We start from the raw sequence: 25,001 nt of genomic DNA, 5'->3' as shown, positions 1-25,001 counted from the left end.
CAAAAGTCGGTTTAGTTACTAAATAATTTTGCAAAGAATGGTACCAGTGGGCGGACTCGAACCGCCACGCCCGAAGGCAACGGATTTTGAATCCGTCATGTCTACCAATTCCATCACACTGGCATCTAACTTTACTATTTGCGTAGTTTAAAAACTTTGCAAATCTTTGCAAGCGTATTTTTGCTTGTTTGAGTCAAAAGGTGCTTACCATTCAATGACTTTGCCGTTGTGGTTCGCTAGGCGCATTCATTTTTGAATCCGCTGCGTCTACCAATTCCGCCACTCTGGCACAGAGCATTATGTTGCAACCCCGATTTGGGAATTGGAAACCAAATCAGTGCGCTGATTATAGTTATCGCATCGGTGCATGCAAGCTTTTTATCTTTCATACCTTGATGACTGATGAAGAATTAGTCAGTATAGGTTATGAATACAGTGTGATGCGTTTCCGCGTTTTGGTTGCCGTCGTTTAATGCTTTTCAAACGACTTCCTCGCGATACCGGGAATCTGACCTATATTTATGTAGCGGGATTTTAAGCGTAGTAAGGAAAAAGCATGCCAAATAAGCCCTCAGGACTGAGTACTCAGACTAATAAAAAGACCGATAACGGTCATACAGAAAACGACGTAACTCTGGACAGTGACGTACTGGTAAAGGAACGATCAAAGCAGGTTTCTAAATCTAGCCCTCAGCCTGACCGTTATTACACCGAGTCAGATATCGCACAGATATTGTCTAATCTTGACGCGTTGCGTACAGATGTTTATCCCGCCGACACAAGCGAAACCAGAACATCAGCCTCTGATCCGCATTTTCCCTCAGTGTGCCTGATTGGCCTGGGGCGTTGCGGATCTAACATTGCTTTGGATGTGTCCTCACTTGTCTATAACGCGCGCAAGTATTATCTGGATGAGTTTCGTGACGAACAAAATCGGGCGCATGAAAAAGAAAGCATGCCGGTTCGCTGGATCCAGCGAAATCTGAATCTGGCTTCAAAAGAGGTGATAAAGCCTGTCTTTCTGATCGAACCGTTGGTGGTGCTAGGCGATCTCGATAAAGACATTGAAGGGCGCATTAGATTTTCATCCAAGAACTCCAGCGGTGACTTTCTCACCGATTACAACAAGCTGAAAATCATGGACCTATCCGAGGTACATGCAGGCGGCGCAGGTAATGCACCCATACTGGGACAGTATCTGGCAAAAATTATCCTGAAAAAAGAAACTGATCACTTCAGTAACAAACAGTGGAAGTTTATTCACTCCTATCTTATTGATTCCTGCGGAATAAAGGCGAACCAGTCGCGGCTGTATTTCTACATTTTCAGCGCTGGTGGCGGTACAGGCTCAGGTATGGCCTCTGAGTTCGGACTAGCGCAACAATACTCTTACATGAGCAAAACGTTTGAGGTACGCAGCGAACGCGAAGTACAAAGTAAAAAGCAGTCGTTCGTATTCGAGCCCATTTTTACCAGTGGTATATGTATTTTACCGAATATTTCTGACCGCCACGCTGAAATGTCGGAAGCCTTGCATATCAACGCTGGACGGTTGTTATGTAAATACCTGTCTGAGGAGTGGAACTTCTCGTATAACTCTGACCAGGAAATTGAAAATCATTCTAAGGATGTGTTGGCCCGCATTCGTCCCTGGAATGCCATGATGTTGATATCGAACGATATTATGCGCTATGCGGAGCAAAATGATGCCGATGCCAGCATTCAGAATATTGATGTTAATTCAATGGAGCGGTATGCCAACCAATACATCAGTCAGCAAATCTTCAACATCCTGACCGCCCAGGCAGTCACCACCGATTACGATGAAAATTATTTCAGAAGAGCGGGAATCGATATCGGTGAAACCATTCGAATGGATGCCAATGATTTGTTCATGAGTCTGGCAGGCCCGGTTGCGATTGCTTATGCAGAGTCCGTGACCGATATGCCATCGAACAATAGTCATGGCGAACTGGATATCGACGATCTATTCTTCCGCTCAATTGACTTACCGCACTTTAACCTGAAAACCCAGGCTATCGAGGGCATTAGCCTGTTGCCGGTAGAGTCAGATAAGTACCGCAAGGCGCTGCAGCAGTATCGCGAGTCGAACTACAATCCCACCAATTTGAGAAAACTTCATTTCTTCCAGAATTGTTCATCGGTGGTTTCTATTGTGTCGTTGCCCAAAGACTACAAACTGTCTTACATTGCGCTTAATCGCCTGAAGGCACACCTGAATTCTCTGTTCCCTAACACAACGCTTAAACGATATGCTCTGGTTATTGGTGCTTCAGCTAACCTGTCTCTGACAACGCTGATAGCCAAAAGCCCGTGCCTGAGCGATGATTTCCTTACCTTGATTGTGTCGTACATTAAACGCTGCTTTGCCCGCAATGAGGTTGGCTATGACGACACCATTGATAAGGCTATTGTGGAGTTTATTCAGGCACCGGAATTTGATGAAGAGAAGCTGGAAAGTATGCTGCTTCAGCACGAAGATCCGGCTAAAATTCTCGACACTAACTGGCACGCAATTAAGCCCATGTATGAGAAAAAATACCGTGAAATAATACGTGATGAGAAGAGCTTTACGTCAATTAACGACATTCGTCTGAATCTCGATAATGTGAAAGACACCATTCGTTATTTACGTCATATCTACCGGCATCGCATCAGCAAAACCCGGGTTATTTCTCTTAACGAAGATTTCAACTTTAGTGATGCACTGGAAAAAGGGAGCGAACAAAAAAAATCGTAATTCTGTGGTCCTCGGTTTAGGCTGCCAGATAACAGTGTCTGGCAGCGACTAACTGCAATTCTGACTGCAGAAAAAGCTAAGGAAATAGCCAGTGTGGCTACATCTACTTTCCCCCAGTAGGTTTACACCTTCCCCTTATTTAACCCCCGACACTACCGTAAATAAAAGGCTCACGTGAAATTTCCGTGTTGGCATTGAGTAATGCGGTAGCTATGGCACACTATGCGAGCCTTAAAGACGCAGAGTAAACGCCGTGACCCGTCGATCTAAACCTAATTCGAATCAACCATCAAAGCCTTCCCACCAGACGGTAGAAACTGCCCAGCAACCGACAGAGCCAGCGTATCAACGAGCTGGTTTTTTCCGTCGCTTACTGGCAATGGTTTACGACAGCCTTGTCGCGATTGCGGTGGGAATGTGCGCGGCAATGGTGCTTATCGTTACGCTTGTGGTGCTGCTTAAAAACGGCGTGCTGGATTTACGTGGCTACGCCGAGCCTGCAGATCTTATTCAGAGTTCACTACTTTACAAAACCATCATTCAGCTTTGGGTGGGCGCCTGGATAGCGGGCTTCTTTCTGTGGTTCTGGAAGCGCGGCGGTCAGACGTTGGGAATGCGCGCCTGGCGTCTTCGTATCTACAGTACTGTAGAAGAGCCGGTAACATGGCCGCGTTTGTTGCTGCGGTTAGTTGCTTCACTAGGCGGACTAGGAACGTTGCTGGTGGTTTTTGACGTAAAAAACAAACAGTCGCTGCAAGATCGCCTGGCGAAAACGGAAGTGTTAAAGTTGTCTAAAGAGGCGAACGATCATAAAAGTTGGTAAGTGTATGGGTTTGGTAAAAAGCAATCCATTTGTGACGTCGCTGCATGTTGCAACCAGCCTGCCGTTAAATTACTTAGCACGCGAACCGCTTTTCTGCTCAAATGGAGTGAGCACAACGTCATCACTCTAGGTGCTTTTGGGTTTAACGCCTGCGCTCAACTCTAAGTCTTTCAAGATAACCCAACGCAATGAAAAGTAACCCTGTTTGCAGATAACTCAGGTAGATCTCCTTATTTTCCTGAATGAAAAGCGCGTAGACTGCCTGAGCGACATAGATGCTGGCAGCAACGGTGAATCCTGTTTTGATTAATTTTTCCATACCATCCCCTAAGCAGAGGCCGAAACCGGCCTCTGCCAATGCGAAGCCAGCCACAATTGCTTATATATACCCACCTGAAACGGCTTCCTGCTCTTTCTTTGTTAATTCATTCAACATGATAACTTCTTCGAAATCGAACTAGAAAATCTCTGCAGAGACAGGCTTAGCGTATAAGGCGCAAGAAAGGTTTACGACTGTACTTTAGCCGTGTTTTAAGTTATCGCGTCATGGTAGTCGGTTTTCGTTTGAGGCTGGCTTGACGTGAGGGGGGAGGCCGTTCAGGCTGGGCCTCATTTCTATTTGTGGGTTTCGTGCCTGACACGAAATAGGAAATCGAGACCTACTTCCGCAACAAAAACGCTGCTACAGCAGCGAACATTGCACTGGGAAGCAGTGCGCCAAGGAAGGGCGGGAGCTGATATACCAGACTAAGCGGCCCGAACACTTCGTTAGTGATAAAGAAACCAAAGCCGGTTAACACGCCCATGATGACGCGGGCACCCATGGTAACGCTGCGCAGCGGGCCGAAAATAAACGACAGCGCCATTAATAGCATGACGCCGACCGACACTGGCTGAAGAATTTTGCGCCACAATGCCAGTTCATAACGGCTGGCATCCTGGTCATTACTATCCAGGTACTGAATATAATCGTTCAATCCCTGAATCGACAACGCTTCAGGCTTCACCGCAACAATGCCGAGCTTGTCAGGGGTTAAGCCCGAATCCCAGCGCATTCTGTCGGTAGGCTCGCGCGTAACTTTTTCATCGGTAAACTGCGTTGTAGTCACTTCCTCCAGCCACCATCCGTCGCCGTCAAAAACGCCTTCCTGAGCGTAAGTGATGCTATTAAGCGTAAGATCATCGTTAAAATCATAGATGCTGATTTCACGCAAACTTTCCCGGGATACGACTTGACCGATGCTGACAAAATGGTCTCCATCCTTCGCCCAAACCAGTTGATCGGACGAGAACAGGCTTCCGCCGGATATCGCCTCGGTGCGGATCTCCTTAGCTTTAGACTCGCTGAACGGTGTCACCCATTCACCAATCGCCATGACAAAAAGGATCATAAGTACGGCAGATTTCATCGCCGAGCCAATAATATTCCATCGGCTTAAGCCCGAAGCCTGCATAACAACCAGCTCGGAGTTGCTCGCTAACAGACCCATTCCGATAAGGCCTCCGAGAAGGGTTGCCATAGGGAAGAACTGTTCGAGGTCTCGTGGCAGGCTGAGCACTACGTATATAGCGGCCACAACCATGTCATAGTCACCTTCGCCCAGCTTGCGAAGTTGTTCGACAAATTTGATCAGGGCACTTAAACCAATTAGTACTGACAGTGTAACGGTAATGGTGCCAAGCAGGGTGCGTGCGATGTATAAATCGAGGATCTTAAACATTATTTCTTACCCAGAATCCAGGCACGGAACTGCGTACCGGTTTTCCGGTCACGGGCAATAAGGCCTACACCAATGATCAGCATGATGGCATGCACCCACCACAACCCAAGTTGAGGTGGCATTTTACCGTCTTCCAGCACGCGCCTACTTGCCAGCAGTAACAAAAAATAGCCCAGATACAGCAAAATAGCCGGGAACATTTTACCGAACCGGCCCTGGCGCGGATCGACGGCACTTAACGGCACCGCTATCAGAATGAGAAACGGAATCGACAACGGAATCGCAATACGCCACTGAAGCTCAGCGCGCGCCTCAATGGAGTCATCATCCCAGAGTTCGGTTGTTGGCAGTACACTGACCTTGCGGCGGTCCTGTTCTGCAGGCTTGTCGTTAATCTGAATCTGGTATTCATCAAACGCCACTTTACGGAAGCTCTTTTGTGCCTGCTCACCTTCGTACTGGGTGCCGTCATTTAACACCAGGCTTCGGGTGCCGTCTTCATTGTTCGAAATCTGACCTTGCTGAGCATACACCACACGTACCCGTGAGCTGGCACTGTCACTTTGCTGCTGAGACAGAAACACCCGACGCAAGCTGTCATCTTCGGCATCGGTATCATGAACAAAAATCACTGCCTTCCCGTTGCCGGTTTGTTGGAATCGGCCGGGAATAATCGCGGAAAAACCGGCCTCTGAGCGGGCTTTTTCTCTTAACTGATATTCGTTCTCAGCAGCCATCGGCGCCAGATACAAGGTGATCACACCGGTCACTATCATAATCAGCACGGATAAGAACAACATCACCCGGGTGATGTACCATTCGCTGATACCACAGGCCCGCATGACGGTCATTTCACTGTCTACGTACAGGCGACCATGCGCCAGCATAATGCCAAGATAGGCACTGATAGGCAGCACCAGTGAAGCGAGGATAGGCGCATACAAAGCAAGGAAGCCAAGCACAAGGCCGGCGGGAATATCGCCATCCGACGCATCGCCAAGAACACGGACAAAACGCAGAGTGACAAAAATCGCCATCAGAATGAGAAAAATTGCCAGCTGCGACTTTACCGTTTCCTTAAGTAAATAGCGGAATATCAGCATGTCACGCCTTCAGGAAAATTAGGAATTTTAGTGAAAGAAACCACAATTTTGAGTAAACTTAGTGTTTTTACAAGTTTTGCCTGCATTCAATAAACCGTTTGCATGGTCATACGGCGCCGGAGCGTCTGCGTATCATCCGATACCCTACATTGCGTCATTCGTAGCCTGCATGCAACTATGGCTGCGTATTAAAACATAAAGCAGTGCAAAACGTTATGTGAATTTCGTTACCATGCAAACCCGACAGGAAAAAAGCGAGGTGTTATCGTGGAGTTTAGTGTAAAAAGTGGCAGTCCTGAGAAGCAGCGCAGTGCGTGTATCGTCGTAGGCGTTTTCGAGCCACGACGCTTAACTGCGGTGGCTGAGCAACTGGATGAAATTAGTGAAGGCTACATCAGTAACCTTTTACGTCGCGGCGACCTGGAAGGCAAAGCCGGTCAGATGTTGTTGCTTCACCATGTTCCTAACGTGCTGAGCGAGCGTGTATTGCTGGTAGGCTGCGGTAAAGAGCGCGAGTTAGATGAGCGCCAGTACAAGCAAATCATTGCCAAAACCATCAAAACCCTGAACGAAACCGGTTCGATGGAAGCCGTATGTTTTCTGACTGAGCTTCACGTAAAAGGTCGCGATACTTATTGGAAGGTTCGCCAGGCTGTAGAAGCCACACAGGACTCTCTGTACACCTTCCTGCAACTGAAAACCAAAAAAGGCGAGCCACGCCGTCCACTGCGTAAAATTGTATTCAATGTACCTACCCGACGAGAGCTGACAGTCGGTGAGCGTGCCGTCGAGCACGGTCTGGCGATTTCTAAAGGGGCCAAAGTCACCCGTGATGTGGCAAATATGCCGCCAAATATCTGTAATCCGGCGTATTTGTGGGAGCAGGCGCAAGCACTGGCCAGCGAATACGATTCGGTTACCGCTGAAGTGGTCAACGAAGCGCAAATGGCTGAACTGGGTATGCAGGCGTATCTCGCGGTAGGTCGCGGCTCAGACAACGAATCCATGATGAGTATTATGCATCACCGTGGTGGTCCGGCTGATCAGCCTCCTATTGTGCTAGTGGGGAAAGGCCTGACATTTGATGCCGGCGGTATTTCATTAAAGCCAGGCGAAGCCATGGATGAAATGAAGTACGACATGGGCGGTGCAGCCGGTGTGCTGGGTACCATGCACACAGTAGCCGCGCTGAATTTGCCAATTAACGTGATTGGCGTGCTGGCAGGCTGTGAAAACATGCCTGACGGTAAAGCGTATCGCCCTGGCGATATCCTGACTACCATGTCAGGACAAACCGTTGAAGTATTGAACACGGATGCTGAAGGCCGTCTTGTGTTGTGTGATGCGCTGACCTACGTTGAGCGCTACGAGCCTGAGTTGGTGGTTGATGTGGCAACCCTTACCGGTGCTGCGATTATTGCACTGGGTCATCACGCTACCGGCCTGATGAGCACACACAACCCGCTGGCACATGAGCTGATGAACGCGTCAGAGCAAAGCTCCGATCGCGCATGGCGTTTACCTATCTGGGATGAGTATCAGGAGCAACTGGAAAGCCCGTTTGCCGATATGACCAATCTGGGTGGCCGTCCTGCAGGCAGTATTACTGCCGCGTGCTTCTTGTCGCGGTTTACCAAAAAGTACAACTGGGCGCACCTGGATATTGCCGGTACGGCATGGCGCAGCGGTAAGAACAAGGGCGCAACCGGCCGTCCGGTTCCTATGCTGTCACAGTTTCTGATGAACCGCGCTGGTACGAAGCAAGAGGACTAAGACAGTATGCCTCAGGTGATGTTCTATCAACTGGCCGCCAACGCGAAGAGTGCTGCCGAGCGCGCGTGCGAACTGGTGGCTGACGCTTACGCAAACAAGCAGAAAGTGGCAGTGATGTGTGAGACGCAGTCACTGGCAGAAGACGTTGATGAACTACTTTGGCAATTACCGGCGAAGCGATTTGTGCCCCATAACCTGCATGGTGAGGGGCCGCCATCGGGAACGCCGGTCGTCATCTGCTGGGAGGAATCCCAGCTTGTCCGCCGCCCTCTGGTGGTGAATCTGGGCGACACCATGTTGTCCAATCCACAGCAATATCAACGCATAATCGATTTTGTACCTGCCGATGACGCCGAAAAACAGGCAGCGCGGGTGCGTTATAAAAAATATCAACAAGCGGGCTGTAACATGCAGTTCACAGCCGCTGAAGATTGAGAGAAAGTATGGAAAAGACCTTCGAACCGCAGTCCATTGAAAAGCAATGCTATCAGCAGTGGGAAGAAGCGGGTCTGTTTAAAGCTTCTGGGGAAGGGCAGCCTTATTGCATTCTGCTGCCACCTCCAAACGTAACCGGTAGCCTGCACATGGGGCACGGTTTTCAGCAAACCATTATGGATGCGTTAACCCGCTACCATCGTATGAAAGGCGACAATACCCTATGGCAGGTCGGCACCGACCACGCCGGTATTGCTACCCAGATGGTGGTTGAACGTCAGTTAAACGCTGATGGCAAAACCCGTCACGATTTAGGCCGTGAAGCCTTTATCGACAAAATCTGGGAATGGAAAGAGCAAAGTGGTGGCACTATCACCAGCCAGATGCGCCGTTTAGGCACGTCACCAGACTGGGATCGCGAAGTGTTCACCATGGACGAGAACCTGTCCAAAGCCGTGACCGAAGTCTTTGTTAAGCTTCACGAAGAAGGCCTGATTTACCGTGGTAAGCGTCTGGTTAACTGGGACCCGGTTCTGCACACAGCGGTATCCGATTTAGAAGTACTGAACGAAGAAGAAGACGGCCACATGTGGCACATGCGCTATCCGCTTGCCGATGGCAGCGGAGAGCTGGTGGTTGCCACCACACGCCCTGAAACTATGCTGGGCGATACCGCCGTTGCCGTTCACCCTGATGATGAGCGCTATCAGAACTTTATCGGCAAAGAGATTACACTGCCAATCACCGGCCGTCTTATTCCTATTATCGCCGATGACTACGTTGATCCGGAGTTCGGCACCGGCTGCGTGAAGATCACGCCAGCGCACGACTTTAACGACTATGACATGGGCAAGCGTCACAGCCTGCCGATGATAAACATCCTGACTGCCGATGCTAAAATTAATGATGAAGCACCGGAAGCCTATCGTGGGATGGACAGGTTTGATGCCCGCAAACAAATTGTGGAAGATTTGGATGCCAGCGGTAACCTCGTAAAAATCGACAAGCACAAGCTGAAAGTCCCGCGCGGTGATCGCACCGGTGCGGTTATCGAACCTTACCTGACGGACCAATGGTACGTGGCCGTTGAGTCGCTGGCAAAACCTGCCATCGAAGCAGTTGAAAGCGGTGAAATTCGCTTTATCCCTGAGAACTGGAACAAAACGTACTACCAGTGGATGCACAATATCCAGGACTGGTGTATTTCACGCCAACTGTGGTGGGGACACCGTATTCCTGCTTGGTATGATAATGACGGCAACGTGTATGTTGGCAGAACCGAAGACGAAGTCCGTGAGAAGCATAGCCTGGGCAGTGACGTAACCTTAAGCCAGGACGATGATGTGCTGGATACCTGGTTCTCCTCCGCATTGTGGCCATTTGCCACTATGGGCTGGCCGGAGCAAACACCGGAACTGGAAGAGTTCGTTCCCTCTTCTGTGCTGGTTACCGGCTTCGATATCATTTTCTTCTGGGTAGCCAGAATGATCATGATGACCAAGAAGTTTACCGGCAAAATCCCGTTTAAAGACATCTATATCACCGGCCTTATTCGTGATGAGAACGGCGATAAGATGTCGAAGTCGAAAGGCAATGTACTGGACCCTATCGATCTTATCGACGGTATCGATCTGGAGTCACTGGTAAGTAAACGCACCTCTGGCATGATGCAGCCGCAGCTTGCCAAGAAGATTGAGAAGAACACCCGTAAGCAGTTCCCGGAAGGTATTCAGGCCTATGGTACGGATGCGCTGCGCTTTACGTTTGCTGCTATGGCATCTACCAGCCGTGATATCAATTTCGATATGGGCCGGGTGGAAGGTTATCGTAACTTCTGTAACAAGATTTGGAATGCCTCGCGCTTCGTGTTGATGAATACCGAAGAGCACGATACCGGCCGTGAGGGTGGCGAGATGACACTGAGCCTCGCCGATCGCTGGATTTGGGCGAAGTTCCAGCAAACGCTGAAAGACTTTGAGTCTGCGCTGGCTGATTATCGCTTCGATATTGCCGCACAAACCATTTACGAATTCACCTGGAACCAACTGTGTGACTGGTATCTTGAGCTGACGAAGCCGGTGTTGAATAACGATGCCAGTACAGAAGCAGAGAAACGTGGTACGCGTCATACACTTATCAATGTGCTTGAGCACACGCTACGTTTACTGCATCCGTTTATGCCCTTTATTACCGAGGAAATCTGGCAGCGCGTCGCGCCCTTATCCGACGTGAAAGGGGATACTCAAAGCATTATGGTGCAGCCATTCCCGGCGCAGGATACGTCCTTGCAGGATGCGCAGGTACTTAGCGATATTGAGTGGGTGAAGAAGTTTATTGTGGGTATTCGAAATATCCGTGGTGAAATGGATATCTCCCCGAATAAACCGCTGAATGCGCTGCTGAAAAATGTGAGCGACGAAGACGCCCGTCGACTGGATGCCGCGAAAGCGTTTTTGGATAAGCTTTCAAAACTGGAAACCGTGACAATCCTGAAAGCAGGAGAGTCAGCGCCACCAAGTGCCACGGCACTGGTAGGGGATATGGAGATCCTTATTCCCATGGCAGGTCTTATCGACAAAGAAGCCGAGCTGGCACGTTTGCATAAAGCCATTGATAAAGTGCAGAAGGACCTCAGTCGCACTGAAGGAAAACTGTCCAACGAGAAGTTCGTGAGTAACGCACCCGATGAGGTTATTGCCAAAGAGCGTGCGAAGCTGGAAGACGGTCAGAAGCAGCTTGATAAGCTCAATGCGCAGGTGGAAACCATTCAGTCGCTGTAGTGATTAAAAAGCAATAGTATGCAGCATGGAAAGCGGTCGCATTTGCGGCCGTTTTTTTATTCTCGTGGCGGCGCAGCAACGAAACATAAGCGGGGTTACCCAAGGAGCAAGAGCAAAGGCAACACACTTTGCGAAGCTGCAGCAATTTGCACTTAGCATCAGCGCCAGGCTGCAGCTGCAGCATCTGGGGTAGGGCCGTCAGACTCTCGCTGCCAGAAGACGACAGCAATTACGTTTCGCCAACCATTTGACTGAAAGAGGCGGCCGCTGGCAAGAGGTTAGCAATTTCCACCTGGAAAGCTACTGCGGTGACAATTACCTAAGACGTGCCGCTGACATAATCAGGCTTCGAACACAGGCGGTATATCGCGTTATTCGTCAGCCGGAAATTGCACAGACCCTGGCAATTGGAGGGCACGCTTTTGCTTTTTCCTGTTCGTTGTCTGTGTTGGAATTAAAACGCCTGACGGTAAATAGTTTCTATGTCATCCACTGTCAATGTTCTGGGGTTGTTGCGCAGCAAGCGCGTGACGTTGCTGGCATCTACTGCCAGAGCCGGAATGTCCTCTTCCGGAATACCAAAGTGCCTTAGCGTGGCGGGTATTTCTACGTCGCGACAGATCTTTACTATTGCATCCAGAACAAGAGCAACGCTGCCTGATGTGGAAAGCCCCTGAGTTTGTAGCTGCATTGCGTTACCAATATCAACTATACGTTCCTGGCATGCCACTGCATTTGCTTTCATTACATGGGGTAACATTACCGCATTGCTCATGCCGTGAGACAGGTGGTACCGGCCTCCCAGCGGGTAGGCCAAAGCATGAACCGCACCGACACCTGCATTTCCAAAAGCCAGGCCGGCAAGCAAACTGCCGGTTGCCATATCATTACGGGCTGCCAGATCGCTGCCATTGGCAAACGCTTTCGGTAGTGCAGGATAAAGTAATGTAATCGCTTTTAACGCGAGCGCATCGGTAATCGCACTGGCGTTAACCGAGAGATAGGCTTCGATTGCATGCACCAGCGCATCAATGCCGCTCGCGGCAGTAACGCCTGCGGGGCAGCTAACAGTCATCTCTGCAGAAACAATTGCAACATCTGGTAGCAGGTATTCACTCACTATACCCTTTTTAAGCTGATCTTCCGGGTCTGACAAAATAGCAATGTTGGTAACTTCAGAGCCAGTTCCGGCTGTTGTAGGAATAGCGATGAGTGGAATGTCTCTGGAGGCAACGTTATCTTCGCCAAAAAGTGCTGAAATTTTCCCCTCATGTCCCATGGTAACTGCCAGTACTTTTGCGCTATCGATGGCACTGCCGCCACCAACGGCAATTATGCCATCCACATCTTTGTCTCGAAGTTCTGCAACACATTTCTCTATAACAGAAATTTCCGGTTCAGGCGGGATATCATCGTAAACTACAAAACTTCCAGCCTGAAGCTGGTTCGTAACAAGAGACAGTCCTCCGGACTGGCTTACTCCTTTATCAGTAATAACGGCAGGCTTTGTCACGCCAAGTCGAGAAAGCTCGTCTCTAAGCGTGTTCACAGCCCCGTTGCCGGTGATTAATTTTTTTGCTGATTTAAAGTAAGCTATTTGCATGTTCTTCATATCGTTTTGTGTTACACGTGTTCTCGGAATCAGATGAAGGCCACAAGCGTGAAAAATTTTTACTTGATAATCGCGATGTCATTTTTTACTTACATGCGATCGCCTGAAAAAGGTGTCGTTGGCTAGATTCATGACATATTGCTGCAATGGATGCAATCACTAATCGCAGCTGAGTACGCGCCCTTAGCACCTACCAGCGATGCCTAACTCTGTGGCCTGTCAGGTGCACCAATAGCAATTCACAAAGAAAAAGGGGCTTTCTGCCAGCACTTCGATGCGTTGTATCACGCCAAACTGCTTAGCCATACTGGTATGAGAGAATTGTTACGCATGCTCACTGAATTCGTCTTTCCCAACGCATGAAGGAGACATTAGTCCAGCTTCTCATAGCGTATAACAGCAACAGGCTTACGCACTTAAATGCAACTTAAGGACTTTGCTAAGTGCTTCTCGTTTTACCGGTTTAGTGAGGTAATCGTTCATGCCAGCTTTGTGTGCCTGCTGTTGATCTTCTTTCATCGCGTTTGCCGATAACCCGATGATAGGCAACTCAGTGAATCCTTTTTCTCTGAGTTCGCGGGTAGCTTCGTAGCCATCTTTCACAGGCATTTGCACATCCATCAGGATGAGATCGTACACCGGCGAATTCATCACTTTTCTGATAGCCTGCAACCCATCTTCAGCGATATCGTAAGTCAGGCCAAGGCTGCTCAACAACTCACCAGTGACTACCTGATTGATATTATTGTCCTCTACCAACAGAATATGACCTTCAAGCTCAAGGTGTTCTGTCTGGTTGTCGTAAACTACGACCTCCGACTCAATCTTATTCAGCTCCTTAATGAAGCGCTCAAACTGGATCGGGGAGAAGGGGTGCACCAGAACCGAGCCTTTCCATCCCGACAGCAGTTTTTCCTGTATCGCACCAACCTGGGTTGCCAGTATCAGGCCCACGCGCACGTCCTGTGCCTGCAAAGAGAATAAAGTATCTACATTGGACTTGAGATCGCCCGGATGATTGATATCAATTAATACGCAAGGTGCTGGATCAGAGAGCTGCTGCAAGGTAGCCAGTGGCAAACCAGGCTCGCGAATACCAATTAACTTTAAGTAACTACGTGACAATAGGGGCATGTCGCTGAAATATTGTGTACCCGCAGGAACGGTAGGGATACCCTCAAGGATCCCGGGCTGGGTCTGAAAGATACGCAACGGAATAAGCACTCTGAACAGGCTGCCCTTACCAGGCGTTGATTCTACTTCAAGACGGCCTTTCATCAACTCTGTAAGCTGCTTCACAATAGTAAGGCCTAGCCCAGTGCCACCATAGCGCCTGTTGGTCGAACCATCAGCCTGAGTAAAAGGTTGAAATATCCGCGCTAATTGCTTGTCAGACATTCCGATACCTGAGTCCTGTACTTCAATGGTCAGATTAAGCTGATTTCCGGTGTCATTACGCTGACCACGGAAAAGGATATTAATTTCGCCTTGCTCGGTAAATTTGACAGCATTGGTGCCAAGGTTCATTAGCACCTGAGCTAACCGGAGGGGGTCGCCTATCACCTGAGGCGGCAGCGTGGGCTCTACGTACAGCTTTACGGACAGGTTCTTTTCCTGTGCGCGCAGGGCGATAACGCCAATCAGGTTGTCGAAGAGTGAATGCAGTGAAAAGCTCACTTCTTCAATTTCTAATTTACCTGCCTCGATTTTAGAGAAGTCCAGAATATCATTTATTACTGTCATCAGTATCTGGCTTGAGTAAGCCGCTTTGTCCAGATAACTGCGCATCATTGACGACATGGGTTGCTGCTGTGCCAGCTCGATAAGTCCGATAATGCCGTTCATGGGGGTGCGGATTTCATGACTCATGTTGGCCAGGAAAATACTCTTTGACGCGGTGGCCTGCTCGGCCCGGAGTTTCGATTCAACCAGTTCTTTATTCAGAGCCTCCATTTGGATATTGGATTCTCTTGCCGCTTCCAATAGCTGCCCGGTTTCACGGTTTTTATCACTGAATACGTAGGCGGCTTTCGCCAGTTCCCCAATTTCATCGTTGCGGTTGATACCGGGTATGGTTTTCAGATTTTCCCCTTCTGACAAGCGATTAAAAACTTCTGTAATGGAGCGAATTGGACCTAAAATTCTGACGATGGCGAATATCGCAGCAGCGAGCGCCAGCAAAATTGCAACCAGTGAATACAGTTCACCGTTTAATCGGGCTGCATCTGCTTGTTGCTGGGTTTGCTTGCGGATCTGATCTGAATAGGCGGCTACCTGCTGTGCCAGCTCACCGCTGAGATAGAGAAACTCGTTCGCCGAACCTGCCATGACGACATTTACTAAGAAGAGGTTGCCCTGGGTAATTTGAGTTAGCTTAAAGAATCTGGCTTTGGCGTTTTCTATCTGCGCAATCATCGCCTCTACCGGAAAAGGCGCGCCTTCATCTAGCTGAACCTGCATTGACTGCATGGCTGAGTTAAATGCGGTAATTTGTTTCAGACTGGGTGATATCAGGTATTGCAGTGAAGCGCTTTCTGCTGCATCCAGCTTCAGGCTCAACTCATTGATATAGGACGTTGGTGCGCTTGCAGTCGCGGCCAGAGATTTCAGCGTCTGACGCAGTTCCAGAATGTCAGTTAACGAGCCTGAGCGGACCAAATCGTCACGTCTTGCCCGCGCGTCGATGACTTCAATAAAGTTTTCCTGGTAGTCCTCCAGATGTGAGCGCATACGCTCTAGTACATTTTCATCAGAGAGGCCTCCTGCCAAAGAGCCCGCAGATTCGCTGAGCTGTTGCAGTTTGTTTTCAATCGACAGCATCAGGCGCTCGAAGCGGTTTACCGCAGACTGACTCGCCGTTTCTTTGAAAATCAGCACATTACGCTGCAAATCCAGTATGTCCCGCTCAAGTTCCTTAACCAGGCTGACATCATTTACTGCCTGTCGGGTGACCTCAAGCCCGTCGTTTAACACCTGTTGGTTTTGACGGGCAAGCATACCCTGAATCAACAGCAGTGAAACCAGCGCTACCAGCACAATTATAAGTTGTGTGCGAATTGACGACATTACGCGCTTTCCTGTTTACGATGTAATGAATTCATACCACTTTTGCAGGCTGTATTCATAGGTGGGCATCACTGTATTCCATACAGCGACATTACTAAACCGGCTTTCATAACTTCCGCCGCTGCGTTGTTCCCCTTTGTTCACAGAAGGCTTCCCATCTGTTCCCAATAAGGTTTCTGTAGCAGGCTTGCCCTGGTACCAGTAGTCCCATTCTGCCTGGCTGAGGTATTGTGCTGAGCGCTGTGGATTCGAAATATAGTAGCCTTGCCGCGCGATAAATGCGCCGGGCCAGCCGGAAAGCCACCAGTTCATATATTCATAAGCAGCATCTTTACTTCTTCCCTCTGTTGCAGCAGACAGGCACATCACACCATGCCACCCTCTATACCCCTCTTTGGGGGCGGCAAACCGAACTGGTATATTTTGTCCGTTTAATGCAGAGACCGCAGGGGAAAACATGCTTTCAATTAGCACCCGTTTACTTTTCATAAACTGAACTGACTCAGGTACCGAGGTCCAGAAACCGCTGAAATGCTGTAACTGCTTCAACTCAATGAGAATGGTAAAAAGTTCGTCAAGCTCTGATTCGGTCATCGCCCCAATGTCTTCAAATTGAATGAATCCTTTGGCTTGTGCGGCCAGAGCGAGATCGAACAAGCCTATCGTAGGATCATTAACTACACCCACCTGACCTGAAAAACGGCTCTCCAGCATCCATCCCCAGCTTTCATTATTGATATCTACCTCTTCGGGGGTGCGGCTTGTATCGTAACCGAATGAATCGACATTATGGACGTAAGGGAGAAAACTGATGGTATCGGTATGTGTCGTGCCCAGCGTACCATCATCCTGAATATGAAGAATTTTGTGTGGCGCATCGCCGGCGCCCATTCTGGCGTTCTCGACAATTTTCCCGGTTTTACTCAGTGGGTTGATCTCCTCCCAGTAACGCAGACGCTTTTTCTCGATAGGCTGGATGGCCCTTGAGCGCCACAATACATTGATACTGTTTGACCATTGTTCATAAAGATCAAAGCTGCCGGGATTCATAGACGCTTTCTGAAGTACTGCTGCACTGCCTTTTGGCTCAAACTGCAGGTTGATGCCAAGATCTTCCATCGCACGTTGACGCAATGTTTCCTGAAGGGTCACATGCGTGCCCATCACCCTGACCGTTGGTTTAGGCTTTCCAATTGCGAAGGGCACGCTACCAGCAGCCAGGCACAGTATGCCACCCTTCAATAGTGTGCGACGACGGCGGTTAATGCTGTTACCAGGTAAGGCTGTTGGGCGACTCATCAAAACCTGCAAGTAGAAAGAGTACAAGTGAGAGTAGTTTGGCACTGATTTGCTAAGGTTTCCAAAATATTCACCTGTTATAACAAGTATTTCACGTTGGTGTTTGGTCTGGTCTGATAATTCTCCTTAGTCGGGTGTAATTGTATTCATTTTTATTGCTTTATTTTTTAAGGTGATTAATATGATATCAAAATGATATCACTTATTAGGTGTATGATGAACGAAAAACAAGGATTTTCAGTTAACGGGTATGTGATGGCGCTGATTGTACTGCCTATCTGTCAATTGCTTAGCGTGTATTGGTTTATTCAACAGGCGGGAATACTACCAATGGTCGCCATGATTCTGGTTGCCGTACTCTGGCCCGGCTTTTTTATGGTTCAGCCCAATCAGGGCAAGGTATTAACGCTGTTTGGAAGTTATGTTGGTACCGAAAGGCGTGACGGGTTGCGCTGGACGATCCCGCTATTTCTGCGCCGTACGGTGTCGCTACGCATACGAAATTTCGAAAGTGCGAAAATCAAAGTGAACGATAATCAGGGAAACCCTATCGAAATTGCAGCCATCATAGTGTGGTCGGTTACCGATACGGCTGAAGCTGTGTTTGAAGTTGATGATTATGAAAGCTTCGTGACCATACAGAGTGAGTCGGCGATCCGCCATATGGCCAGCAGCTTTCCTTACGATCCTCGTGACGATGAACAGGCTGAGGTTGCGCTACGCAGTCATCCATCTGAGATTTCTGACAGCCTGCAAAAAGAGATTCAGGCACGACTGGCTAAGGCCGGCATTACTGTGCATGAGGCACGCATCAGTCACCTTGCGTACGCACAGGAAATTGCCAGCGCCATGTTGCAACGTCAACAGGCTGCCGCCATTATTGCGGCTCGATCACAAATCGTCGATGGTGCGGTGGGTATGGTTCAGATGGCGCTGAACAAACTGTCTGCAGAGGAAATTGTTGACCTGGATGACGAGCGCAAAGCGCATATGGTGAGTAACTTATTGGTTGTATTGTGCGGTGATAAAGCGCCTCAGCCAGTAGTGAATTCAGGCAGTTTGTACTAGACACACGAAGCGTCGGCGTGAAAACCGGGGAAACCACTGACGTACTGCTGAGGGGGTCTTCAGATACGCCACGCACCGGACTTTTTACGCCTCTGTCGCTATCAAATACAGCTGCTGCCTGGCCACTTGTACACACGGCGTCAGGTAAGGCTGACGAAATGCAGCCACATCGGGGAAATCATGGCGGATAAGAAAAAGGCGTATCCACTTCGTATTAACGAAAAAGTCCTTGCTGCGATGCAGCGGTGGGCGGATGACGAATTACGCAGCGTAAACGCACAAATCGAGTACGTGCTGCGTGATGCCTTATTAAAACATAAGCGGATAAAGCTTACTGAGAAAGTGATCACTGAGATTGAATTACAGGAAAACGATACGGACGACAAAAGCGAGTGACGCATCGAAGATATCGCATAGCCACTAGCAATCTATTTGTTACGACAGTCATGAAAGAAGGCGCCCGCGGGCGCCGTATTACTTGTCAGTAGTGTGAGGTCAAATAAATGGTGCGACACCCATTTTCACTGTTTTGTTCTGCGATATAGCGCGATACCAAAGAGTGCCAGCAGGGCAGGGATAAATAATGTGCCACCATGCTCCTCTACCACCACGACGGTTTCTTCTACCACATCATAATTTTCGCTTTCCAGACTAACGTAGGCCAGGTCCGCATCCCAGTATCCGTCAGATGCAGCTACCAGCACATCGTGATCGGCGTCATACAGTTCAATAAGGATTTCGTAATCGCGAGGAGGAAAGCCGGATACCAGGTCGCTTTCAACTATGAACGCGTCGTTGCTGTCGTCGCCATAAATATTGAATACCGATGTGACATGTATCGAGTCGAACACATCATTTTTACCTAAGTAGATGACGGCATAGACAGGAACCTGAGAAAACACGGTGTCAGCATCAAACTCAATATTCAGCGTGGTGTAGTAACCGTCATAATCGTAATCGTTCTGCACGGTTACCCAGCTGTCGTATATCCAGAACTCGGTATCATTAAGCGATTGAATACTCTCTCTGGACTTGCCTTTTAACGTTTCCAGTCCCTTCTTTTTAGACGAAGTGTTTGCGGTAGATTGCCCCGCGGCTTCTACCGGTTCTTTAAACTGGTATTCTTTGGTCGTGACTTTACGTTCTTCAGCAAGCACAGCAGTGGGGCCTGTCAACGCAAGCAAACCGGCAGCAATAAGTAACTTTGTAAACATTGCATTTCTCATAACTCGTTCCTCTTCGGAAAGTCCCTTTCGGGTGACGTTATGACAAATTGTGACGCTAACAACATGAACGAAAACTGAAACGAAACTTAATTTTCTGAAAGCGGCACGCCAATGTGGATCGTTAGATTCATACGTTGTCAGGTGGCCGGGGGCAAACTCGTCTTTTCAGCGATGACAATGGAGGGGCGCAGATGACAGTGAGACCACCACACCGGTAACAGGAAGATGACAGTAACAGGCTGGCGCACTAAACAGCAGTTCGTAGTGAACCTCATGGCATTGTGTAGCCGCCGAAACCAGATCACGCGTTATCAGGGCTGCACGTTGGTACCCCGCAGCAGTTTAATCCCGGTATGGCTGTAGACCGGTAGCCCGCGAAGCGAGAAGGAGGAGCTGCTGAACAACCGGGAGACGGCGTATCAGCAGCGAGCGCGATTTAATCCACACTGGTTTGGCTGGTACCTGCTCCGCCGGTGACTGGAGAATAATGTGATGCTCTGACTTTCCAGTTACCGTCTTCTTTTATATAGACCTCAGTAACCCGCGTGAAGTAATGGGATACCTTATCACTGCCCTTGGGGTGAAAACTCCCTTCGGAGTAGTACATGGCAACCGCGTACTTGCCTTCTTCCAGTGTAATGACTTCTATGTGCTTGGGCTGTAACCCGAACGATTCAAACTCGGCATCCGGTACATCGGCAGGAATATGATGGAGTAAACCGCCACTGGACCAGAACTGGTGGGAGCCAGCTTTTGGTATACCGCCGCGAGGTGATTTGAGGTTTTTCAATATATAGGCATTGTCATCTTTGATGAGTTGGGTAATTTCACCGGCGGTATCAGCCAGTACTGACCCGGCAAAAATCGCCGTACAAAGAACGACAGGAATTGAGAACTGCGTTATAGAGTTAGTCATGATTTATTGTTCAATCGATGTGGGGAGACTGAGTGTAGGCCGTGCGCCAGTCTTTTGGGTTAGATTGTTTTTATCAAAAAATGAGCAGGGTTAGACGATGTGATGAATGTAGTAGCTGGTATCAACCCTGCCATGAAGTGAAGTGCTGCTACACCGCAAGCATCCGTCTTATATGTCAAGCCGTTTGCAGAAACACGAAGGGATGAGTTTGAGGTGTATGTTATACCGAGCTAACGCTGATCATGGTGTTAGGTAATGTACGGATTACTTTTCCCTTTTAAACACTAGAGTATAAGACACAAAAAACCAGTCGTAGGTCATTGCTGTCAACTCCCAGCCAGCTTCTCCTTTTGCATTGCAAAGGGTTTGGACATTGCGGGCCTTAACGTCTCTAAGTTTGAAAAAGCCCCCAACAATATGTGTTTCATACTCAAACGTCTTCACTATGTGAATTCCTCTTAGAGGCAGGAATTAATAAATAATATCATATGTTTTACATGCTTTCAGGCCGAGCTGATACATCGGGCTTCATTTAAAAGTCTATTACGCGCTGCAGCCTTGAGGTTCGAAGTGTTACACGGCGCCTCTGCTGTTATTTCCATGAGGTAATAAGCCTTCACGACTTGTTTGTCGCGCTTTTCCGAACTATTACGTGAGTCGCCCCGTAATCAATAAATTATCTCAAACAATCACCGGCTTGATGACAGCGGTTCTTCCCGTGCTTTATGCAGCCAGAAGATCGCTTATGTCACCAGTTTCAAATAAAAGGCAGATATATGACCGAACAACAGCGCGCTACGCCAAACCTGTTACTTGCACTAACGCCTGTTGTATTAACGCTTATTATACTGGGTACACAGATATTTTACTTCGGCGTATTTGAGCCCCATATTCCGCTTGCTATTGGGGTAGCGCTGGCGAGTTTTGTGGGTATTTACCTTGGCCTTACGTGGGAGGAGGTGCGAGCCGGCATTTTCAAGGTTATCCATGTGGCGTTACCGTCAGTCAGTGTGCTCATCGTTGTGGGTATGATTATTGGTATATGGATTGCGAGCGGAACCGTACCCACCATTATTTACTATGGGCTAAAAACCTTATCTCCTGAAATTTTCTTAGCCGCGGGAATGATCATTTGTGCAGTGGTGTCAGTGTCTTTAGGCACAAGCTGGGGAAGTGTTGGTACGGTTGGTCTCGCCTTGATGGGCATTGGCGAAGGGTTTGATATCCCCATGTACTGGACGGCCGGTGCGGTGGTGTCTGGTGCGTTTTTCGGTGACAAAGTATCACCGCTGTCTGATACAACGAATCTTGCACCCGCAGTGACCGGAACCGACGTGTTTTCTCACATTCAAAATATGATGGCCACCACCATTCCTGCCATGTTAATCGCGTTTCTGATTTATATCGGCGTCGGTTTTTTTGTGATTGATACACAAAGTGTGTCGTTTGAAAAAATAGAAGGGATAACCAACGCGTTAGAAAATAACTTCACTATTTCTGGCTGGGCACTGTTACCCGCTCTTGTGGTAATGGGGCTGGCTATGAAAAAAATCCCGCCTCTGCCTGCGTTATTTGCGGGTGTAGTGGTAGGTGGTGCGTTTGCCATGATAATGCAAGGACAGAGCCTGCAGGCTGTGTTTGACTATGCAAACAACGGCTATGCTATTCAAACGAATATAAGCGAAATAGACAGCCTGCTTAATCGTGGTGGGGTTCAGTCTATGATGTGGACTATATATCGTTGGTGCTAATTGCGCTTGCGTTTGGTGGCGCGTTAGAAACCACGGGCTGTCTGCGAAGTATTATTAATTCGATAAAAAGCAAAGCGAAAACGTTTGCTGGTACACAGGTTGCCGCTGTCGGAACGGCGTTTTCAACCAATCTGGTAGCGGGCGACCCCTATTTGTCGGTGGCGTTGCCAGGGCGGATGTTTTCTCCTGTTTATCGGGGCATGGGGTATTCTACGCTGAATTTGTCACGGGGCATCGAGGAAGGCGGTACGCTAATGTCGCCCCTGATCCCCTGGAATGCCGGTGGTGCTTTCGTTATTTCTGCTCTGGGGCTGGGCATTTCCGGTGATAATTTGGAAAACCTACTGTATATCCCTCTGGCATTTGCATGTTGGACGGCCCCGCTGATAGGAATATTTTACGCCTACGTGGGCTGGTTCTCGCCCAAAGCCACTAAGGAAGAGCGCGAGGAGTGGGAAGCGTCAGGGGCTGATATTGCAAAGTTTAATGATGACGGTACGCCGGTCGCAAAGTAGGCTTAATGGATATTGGCAGGTAGTGAAGTCTCACTTACGAGCAATCCCAATGACTTCGAAGTACGAAGGGTAACTTCAATGCAGCCTGAGACCGCTTTGAAGAAGATACTTTTTATCTTTTTTTCCATCGGTATTACGTTGAGTTTCAAAGGTCATGCAGCGTATTTGCAAGGGTGTGAAGATCCTGAATATCACCAATATATCGAGCAGCGCTTTGAGTATTTCGAATCGAGAAACCGGCGGTTATTGAACGATACACTGCGAGACTATCAATTGAGTCTGTCAACCAATGGTAGCGTGTATCAGGTGATCACTAACTTAAGTCGACACATAAAATACAGCGCGCAATTTGAGCCGGTTGAAACGGTTAAATTGAAAATTGACCGCGCATTTTCGCACGCCAGAGAGATGAGCCGGGAGCAACAAATAGCTGGCGAGGTTTACGATGGGTTTAGTACTGAAAATCATTATATTGCTATTGCAAGGGCATGGATTGCCTATCGCGAAGGCGACTTCGATCGTGTATCGGAAGCACTTCACGACGCAATAGATGATGTCGACTCAGCACTTCTGGACACGTTCGGCCCAGACTTTGATCTTGTTCGTCAACTCTACCGCGATGGCTACATCGAACCGGTGGTCGCGTATATCAAAAAAACCGAATCGTTTTGGACAGGCAAGCGCCCGGATGCATTGCGTAAGGCCTGGCTCGATATGATCGACGCGGGCTGTAAAATCCAATTCGATTCAGTCGATGTGATAAAAGCCGAACAACTCGGCGTTAGCTCAATTAATACCCAAGAGGCGCTGGGTCTGAATTGATGTAAACATTGTTCCCCAGGCAGAAATTCCAGGCTACTTAACGTAGTACATACGGGGCGTAAATCTGCCTGTTTGCTTTCATAGCCAATATCACCCAACGGAATAGATGAGGACCAGACGTCTTGCGATTTTTTAAAGCTTCGGTTTCAGGTTATTTGCCCAGCGGTAGGTAAGAGCATGGTTTTTTACGCAGAATCTGTTCGCGCTTGCAACGGTACCAATCTGAGTGCGTTTTGCATGAGTACAAAGAACACATAAACCGAATAAAACGCCCGGCAACTTCACTACTTGGTGATCTTCTCGTATGCAAACACCTCATCAAAAGGTCGGCCAAATACAAGTGCAATTTTAAATGCCACTTCAAGTGAAGGGGAATATTTTCCCTTTTCAATCGCCATAATGGTTTGGCGTGTTACGCCAACTTTGGCCGCAAGCTCTTGTTGTGTCATTTCGTTGGCAAAGAAGCGTAGCGTCTTAATTGTGTTAGTGATGTGATACTGCGCAGACATCAACTCTCCTTGCGATAATAATAAATCTCTGTGGCAAATCTCACCGCTTCGGAAACCCAAAATACTACGATAAGCTTCAGTTCGATAGGTGATGACAAAAAGGCCGGATAAGACCCTTGTACATCAATATAACTATTCGCCATTTGTTGCAGAATACATCCTATTACACCAATTGAAAGAACCCAGTAACCAACGTCATTGGCAAGCAATCGGTAGTTGCGTTCACGTTCATCCTCGGGAAGATTCGCTCCCTCTTGCTCGCCCATTGCCAGCGCGATGTGCAACACAATCTCCAAGACGATAAAGGCGATGACAACACGTGTTATCAAAGCCGCTACAGCTTGTGAATCTGTCTCTTGCCCTGCTCTTAAAAAATAATAAATGTTGTCGCCATAAATAGCGGCAATTACCAGAGTAATCAGTAACGACACCCATAAGCTTTTCTCTCTGAACGCGATCATCAACGGATACCTATGTTTATTAAATTTAACTGTATGGAATAAATCTTATACCTGAAGTTAAATATTTTGTACATAAGAGTTGTAAGTAAGTATGACAATCCCGCTGCTACGTTGAACCGAATATCATCGTATTTACAGAGGCAGTGAAACAAAATGAGAGAAGAAACGCTAAAAGGAAACAATTTCAAGGAGCAATAGATTTTTGAGCTTAAAAAATCGAGAGCTGACGAGCGTCCGTTATTATAAATAATAGCCTTTGAGTGTTTTCAACGACTTACCTTCCGCTATCAGTACGAAGCGACCATTGAAATGTCTGATTCGGAATGGCGGGAAAGGGTACGAAAAACACAGTCCAATAGT

At 48.3% G+C, this 25,001-nt stretch carries 18 protein-coding genes, 1 tRNA gene and 1 pseudogene; 9 read left to right on the top strand and 11 right to left on the bottom strand.

The genetic code is table 11. The annotated features are described in order from the left end of the window. Positions 1–38: 38 nt before the first annotated feature. A tRNA-Leu gene (locus ACLBLI_RS14980) sits at positions 39–123 on the bottom strand. Positions 124–556: 433 nt separating this feature from the next. On the opposite strand from ACLBLI_RS14980, the gene ACLBLI_RS14975 reads away from it, so the two are divergent. Both ACLBLI_RS14975 and ACLBLI_RS14970 read left to right on the top strand, forming a co-directional pair. After that, positions 557–2,761: a hypothetical protein gene (locus ACLBLI_RS14975; protein ID WP_414828392.1), complete on the top strand. Its 2,205-nt coding sequence runs from the start codon at positions 557–559 to the stop codon at positions 2,759–2,761. Between the two features lie 379 nt (positions 2,762–3,140). Further along, positions 3,141–3,584 (top strand): RDD family protein, encoded by a 444-nt coding sequence (locus ACLBLI_RS14970; RefSeq protein WP_414830973.1) that lies wholly within the window; start codon positions 3,141–3,143, stop codon positions 3,582–3,584. Between the two features lie 142 nt (positions 3,585–3,726). Here the strand turns inward: ACLBLI_RS14970 and ACLBLI_RS14965 are convergent, their stop codons facing one another. From ACLBLI_RS14965 to lptF, 3 genes are all read right to left on the bottom strand, one after another. Beyond that, positions 3,727–3,903, bottom strand: coding sequence for a hypothetical protein (locus ACLBLI_RS14965; protein ID WP_414828391.1), 177 nt, complete (start codon positions 3,901–3,903; stop codon positions 3,727–3,729). Positions 3,904–4,243: 340 nt separating this feature from the next. After that, positions 4,244–5,305 carry an LPS export ABC transporter permease LptG gene (gene lptG, locus ACLBLI_RS14960; RefSeq protein WP_414828390.1) on the bottom strand — a complete coding sequence of 354 codons (1,062 nt, stop codon included), beginning with the start codon at positions 5,303–5,305 and terminating at the stop codon, positions 4,244–4,246. Further along, positions 5,305–6,408 (bottom strand): LPS export ABC transporter permease LptF, encoded by a 1,104-nt coding sequence (lptF, locus tag ACLBLI_RS14955; RefSeq protein ID WP_414828389.1) that lies wholly within the window; start codon positions 6,406–6,408, stop codon positions 5,305–5,307. The genes lptG and lptF overlap by 1 nt, the downstream gene beginning before the upstream one ends. A 267-nt stretch (positions 6,409–6,675) precedes the next feature. Here lptF and pepA point away from each other — a divergent pair, with 267 nt between their 5' ends. Genes pepA through ACLBLI_RS14940 form a run of 3 tightly spaced genes read left to right on the top strand, consistent with a single transcriptional unit; the run spans position 6,676 to position 11,396 of the window. After that, positions 6,676–8,181 carry a leucyl aminopeptidase gene (pepA, locus tag ACLBLI_RS14950; RefSeq protein ID WP_414828388.1) on the top strand — a complete coding sequence of 502 codons (1,506 nt, stop codon included), beginning with the start codon at positions 6,676–6,678 and terminating at the stop codon, positions 8,179–8,181. A gap of 6 nt (positions 8,182–8,187) precedes the next feature. Continuing rightward, the gene (locus ACLBLI_RS14945) at positions 8,188–8,616 is read left to right on the top strand and encodes a DNA polymerase III subunit chi (RefSeq protein ID WP_414828387.1); all 429 of its coding nucleotides are present in this window, start codon (positions 8,188–8,190) and stop codon (positions 8,614–8,616) included. 8 nt (positions 8,617–8,624) lie between these two features. Next, positions 8,625–11,396: a valine--tRNA ligase gene (locus ACLBLI_RS14940; protein WP_414828386.1), complete on the top strand. Its 2,772-nt coding sequence runs from the start codon at positions 8,625–8,627 to the stop codon at positions 11,394–11,396. Between the two features lie 454 nt (positions 11,397–11,850). Here the strand turns inward: ACLBLI_RS14940 and ACLBLI_RS14935 are convergent, their stop codons facing one another. The 3 genes from ACLBLI_RS14935 to ACLBLI_RS14925 form a co-directional block, all read right to left on the bottom strand. Then, entirely contained in the window at positions 11,851–12,999 is a 1,149-nt protein-coding gene (locus ACLBLI_RS14935; protein ID WP_414830972.1) for an iron-containing alcohol dehydrogenase, read from the bottom strand. Between the two features lie 417 nt (positions 13,000–13,416). Further along, complete coding sequence (locus ACLBLI_RS14930) at positions 13,417–16,074, bottom strand: ATP-binding protein (protein WP_414828385.1); 2,658 nt, start codon at positions 16,072–16,074, stop codon at positions 13,417–13,419. Positions 16,075–16,089: 15 nt separating this feature from the next. Next, on the bottom strand, positions 16,090–17,373 hold the full coding sequence (locus ACLBLI_RS14925) for an ABC transporter substrate-binding protein (RefSeq protein ID WP_414828384.1): 1,284 nt from the start codon (positions 17,371–17,373) through the stop codon (positions 16,090–16,092). Positions 17,374–17,565: 192 nt separating this feature from the next. Here ACLBLI_RS14925 and ACLBLI_RS14920 point away from each other — a divergent pair, with 192 nt between their 5' ends. Continuing rightward, on the top strand, positions 17,566–18,441 hold the full coding sequence (locus ACLBLI_RS14920) for an SPFH domain-containing protein (RefSeq protein ID WP_414828383.1): 876 nt from the start codon (positions 17,566–17,568) through the stop codon (positions 18,439–18,441). Between the two features lie 180 nt (positions 18,442–18,621). Continuing rightward, positions 18,622–18,837 carry a hypothetical protein gene (locus ACLBLI_RS14915; RefSeq protein WP_414828382.1) on the top strand — a complete coding sequence of 72 codons (216 nt, stop codon included), beginning with the start codon at positions 18,622–18,624 and terminating at the stop codon, positions 18,835–18,837. Positions 18,838–18,962: 125 nt separating this feature from the next. On the opposite strand, the gene ACLBLI_RS14910 is transcribed toward ACLBLI_RS14915, so the two are convergent. Next, complete coding sequence (locus ACLBLI_RS14910; RefSeq protein ID WP_414828381.1) at positions 18,963–19,667, bottom strand: choice-of-anchor H family protein; 705 nt, start codon at positions 19,665–19,667, stop codon at positions 18,963–18,965. A gap of 436 nt (positions 19,668–20,103) precedes the next feature. Then, the gene (locus ACLBLI_RS14905; RefSeq protein ID WP_414828380.1) at positions 20,104–20,583 is read right to left on the bottom strand and encodes a hypothetical protein; all 480 of its coding nucleotides are present in this window, start codon (positions 20,581–20,583) and stop codon (positions 20,104–20,106) included. A 776-nt stretch (positions 20,584–21,359) separates the two neighbouring features. Between ACLBLI_RS14905 and nhaC the strand changes: the two are divergent. Both nhaC and ACLBLI_RS14895 read left to right on the top strand, forming a co-directional pair. Next, positions 21,360–22,849 (top strand): annotated as a pseudogene (gene nhaC / locus ACLBLI_RS14900) (Na+/H+ antiporter NhaC). 96 nt (positions 22,850–22,945) lie between these two features. Further along, complete coding sequence (locus ACLBLI_RS14895; RefSeq protein ID WP_414828379.1) at positions 22,946–23,671, top strand: hypothetical protein; 726 nt, start codon at positions 22,946–22,948, stop codon at positions 23,669–23,671. Between the two features lie 284 nt (positions 23,672–23,955). Here ACLBLI_RS14895 and ACLBLI_RS14890 read toward each other — a convergent pair whose 3' ends face one another. Then, a complete protein-coding gene (locus tag ACLBLI_RS14890) occupies positions 23,956–24,180 on the bottom strand; it encodes a helix-turn-helix transcriptional regulator (protein WP_414828378.1) in 225 nt (74 codons plus the stop codon). Further along, positions 24,180–24,641 carry a hypothetical protein gene (locus tag ACLBLI_RS14885; RefSeq protein ID WP_414828377.1) on the bottom strand — a complete coding sequence of 154 codons (462 nt, stop codon included), beginning with the start codon at positions 24,639–24,641 and terminating at the stop codon, positions 24,180–24,182. The genes ACLBLI_RS14890 and ACLBLI_RS14885 overlap by 1 nt, the downstream gene beginning before the upstream one ends. Between the last annotated feature and the right edge of the window lie 360 nt (positions 24,642–25,001).

This window comes from Alteromonas sp. H39 (assembly GCF_047556435.1).
Taxonomy (GTDB): Bacteria; Pseudomonadota; Gammaproteobacteria; order Enterobacterales; family Alteromonadaceae; genus Alteromonas.
This window is presented reverse-complemented; position numbering and strand designations above follow the sequence as displayed.

Coding starts and splice junctions, on each gene's coding strand:
- ACLBLI_RS14975 (WP_414828392.1), top strand. CDS start 557: ATGCCAAATAAGCCCTCAGGACTGAGTACTCAGACTAATAAAAAGACC.
- ACLBLI_RS14970 (WP_414830973.1), top strand. CDS start 3,141: ATGGTTTACGACAGCCTTGTCGCGATTGCGGTGGGAATGTGCGCGGCA.
- ACLBLI_RS14965 (WP_414828391.1), bottom strand. CDS start 3,903: ATGGAAAAATTAATCAAAACAGGATTCACCGTTGCTGCCAGCATCTAT.
- lptG (WP_414828390.1), bottom strand. CDS start 5,305: ATGTTTAAGATCCTCGATTTATACATCGCACGCACCCTGCTTGGCACC.
- lptF (WP_414828389.1), bottom strand. CDS start 6,408: ATGCTGATATTCCGCTATTTACTTAAGGAAACGGTAAAGTCGCAGCTG.
- ACLBLI_RS14945 (WP_414828387.1), top strand. CDS start 8,188: ATGCCTCAGGTGATGTTCTATCAACTGGCCGCCAACGCGAAGAGTGCT.
- ACLBLI_RS14940 (WP_414828386.1), top strand. CDS start 8,625: ATGGAAAAGACCTTCGAACCGCAGTCCATTGAAAAGCAATGCTATCAG.
- ACLBLI_RS14935 (WP_414830972.1), bottom strand. CDS start 12,999: ATGCAAATAGCTTACTTTAAATCAGCAAAAAAATTAATCACCGGCAAC.
- ACLBLI_RS14930 (WP_414828385.1), bottom strand. CDS start 16,074: ATGTCGTCAATTCGCACACAACTTATAATTGTGCTGGTAGCGCTGGTT.
- ACLBLI_RS14925 (WP_414828384.1), bottom strand. CDS start 17,373: ATGAGTCGCCCAACAGCCTTACCTGGTAACAGCATTAACCGCCGTCGT.
- ACLBLI_RS14920 (WP_414828383.1), top strand. CDS start 17,566: ATGATATCACTTATTAGGTGTATGATGAACGAAAAACAAGGATTTTCA.
- ACLBLI_RS14915 (WP_414828382.1), top strand. CDS start 18,622: ATGGCGGATAAGAAAAAGGCGTATCCACTTCGTATTAACGAAAAAGTC.
- ACLBLI_RS14910 (WP_414828381.1), bottom strand. CDS start 19,667: ATGAGAAATGCAATGTTTACAAAGTTACTTATTGCTGCCGGTTTGCTT.
- ACLBLI_RS14905 (WP_414828380.1), bottom strand. CDS start 20,583: ATGACTAACTCTATAACGCAGTTCTCAATTCCTGTCGTTCTTTGTACG.
- ACLBLI_RS14890 (WP_414828378.1), bottom strand. CDS start 24,180: ATGTCTGCGCAGTATCACATCACTAACACAATTAAGACGCTACGCTTC.
- ACLBLI_RS14885 (WP_414828377.1), bottom strand. CDS start 24,641: ATGATCGCGTTCAGAGAGAAAAGCTTATGGGTGTCGTTACTGATTACT.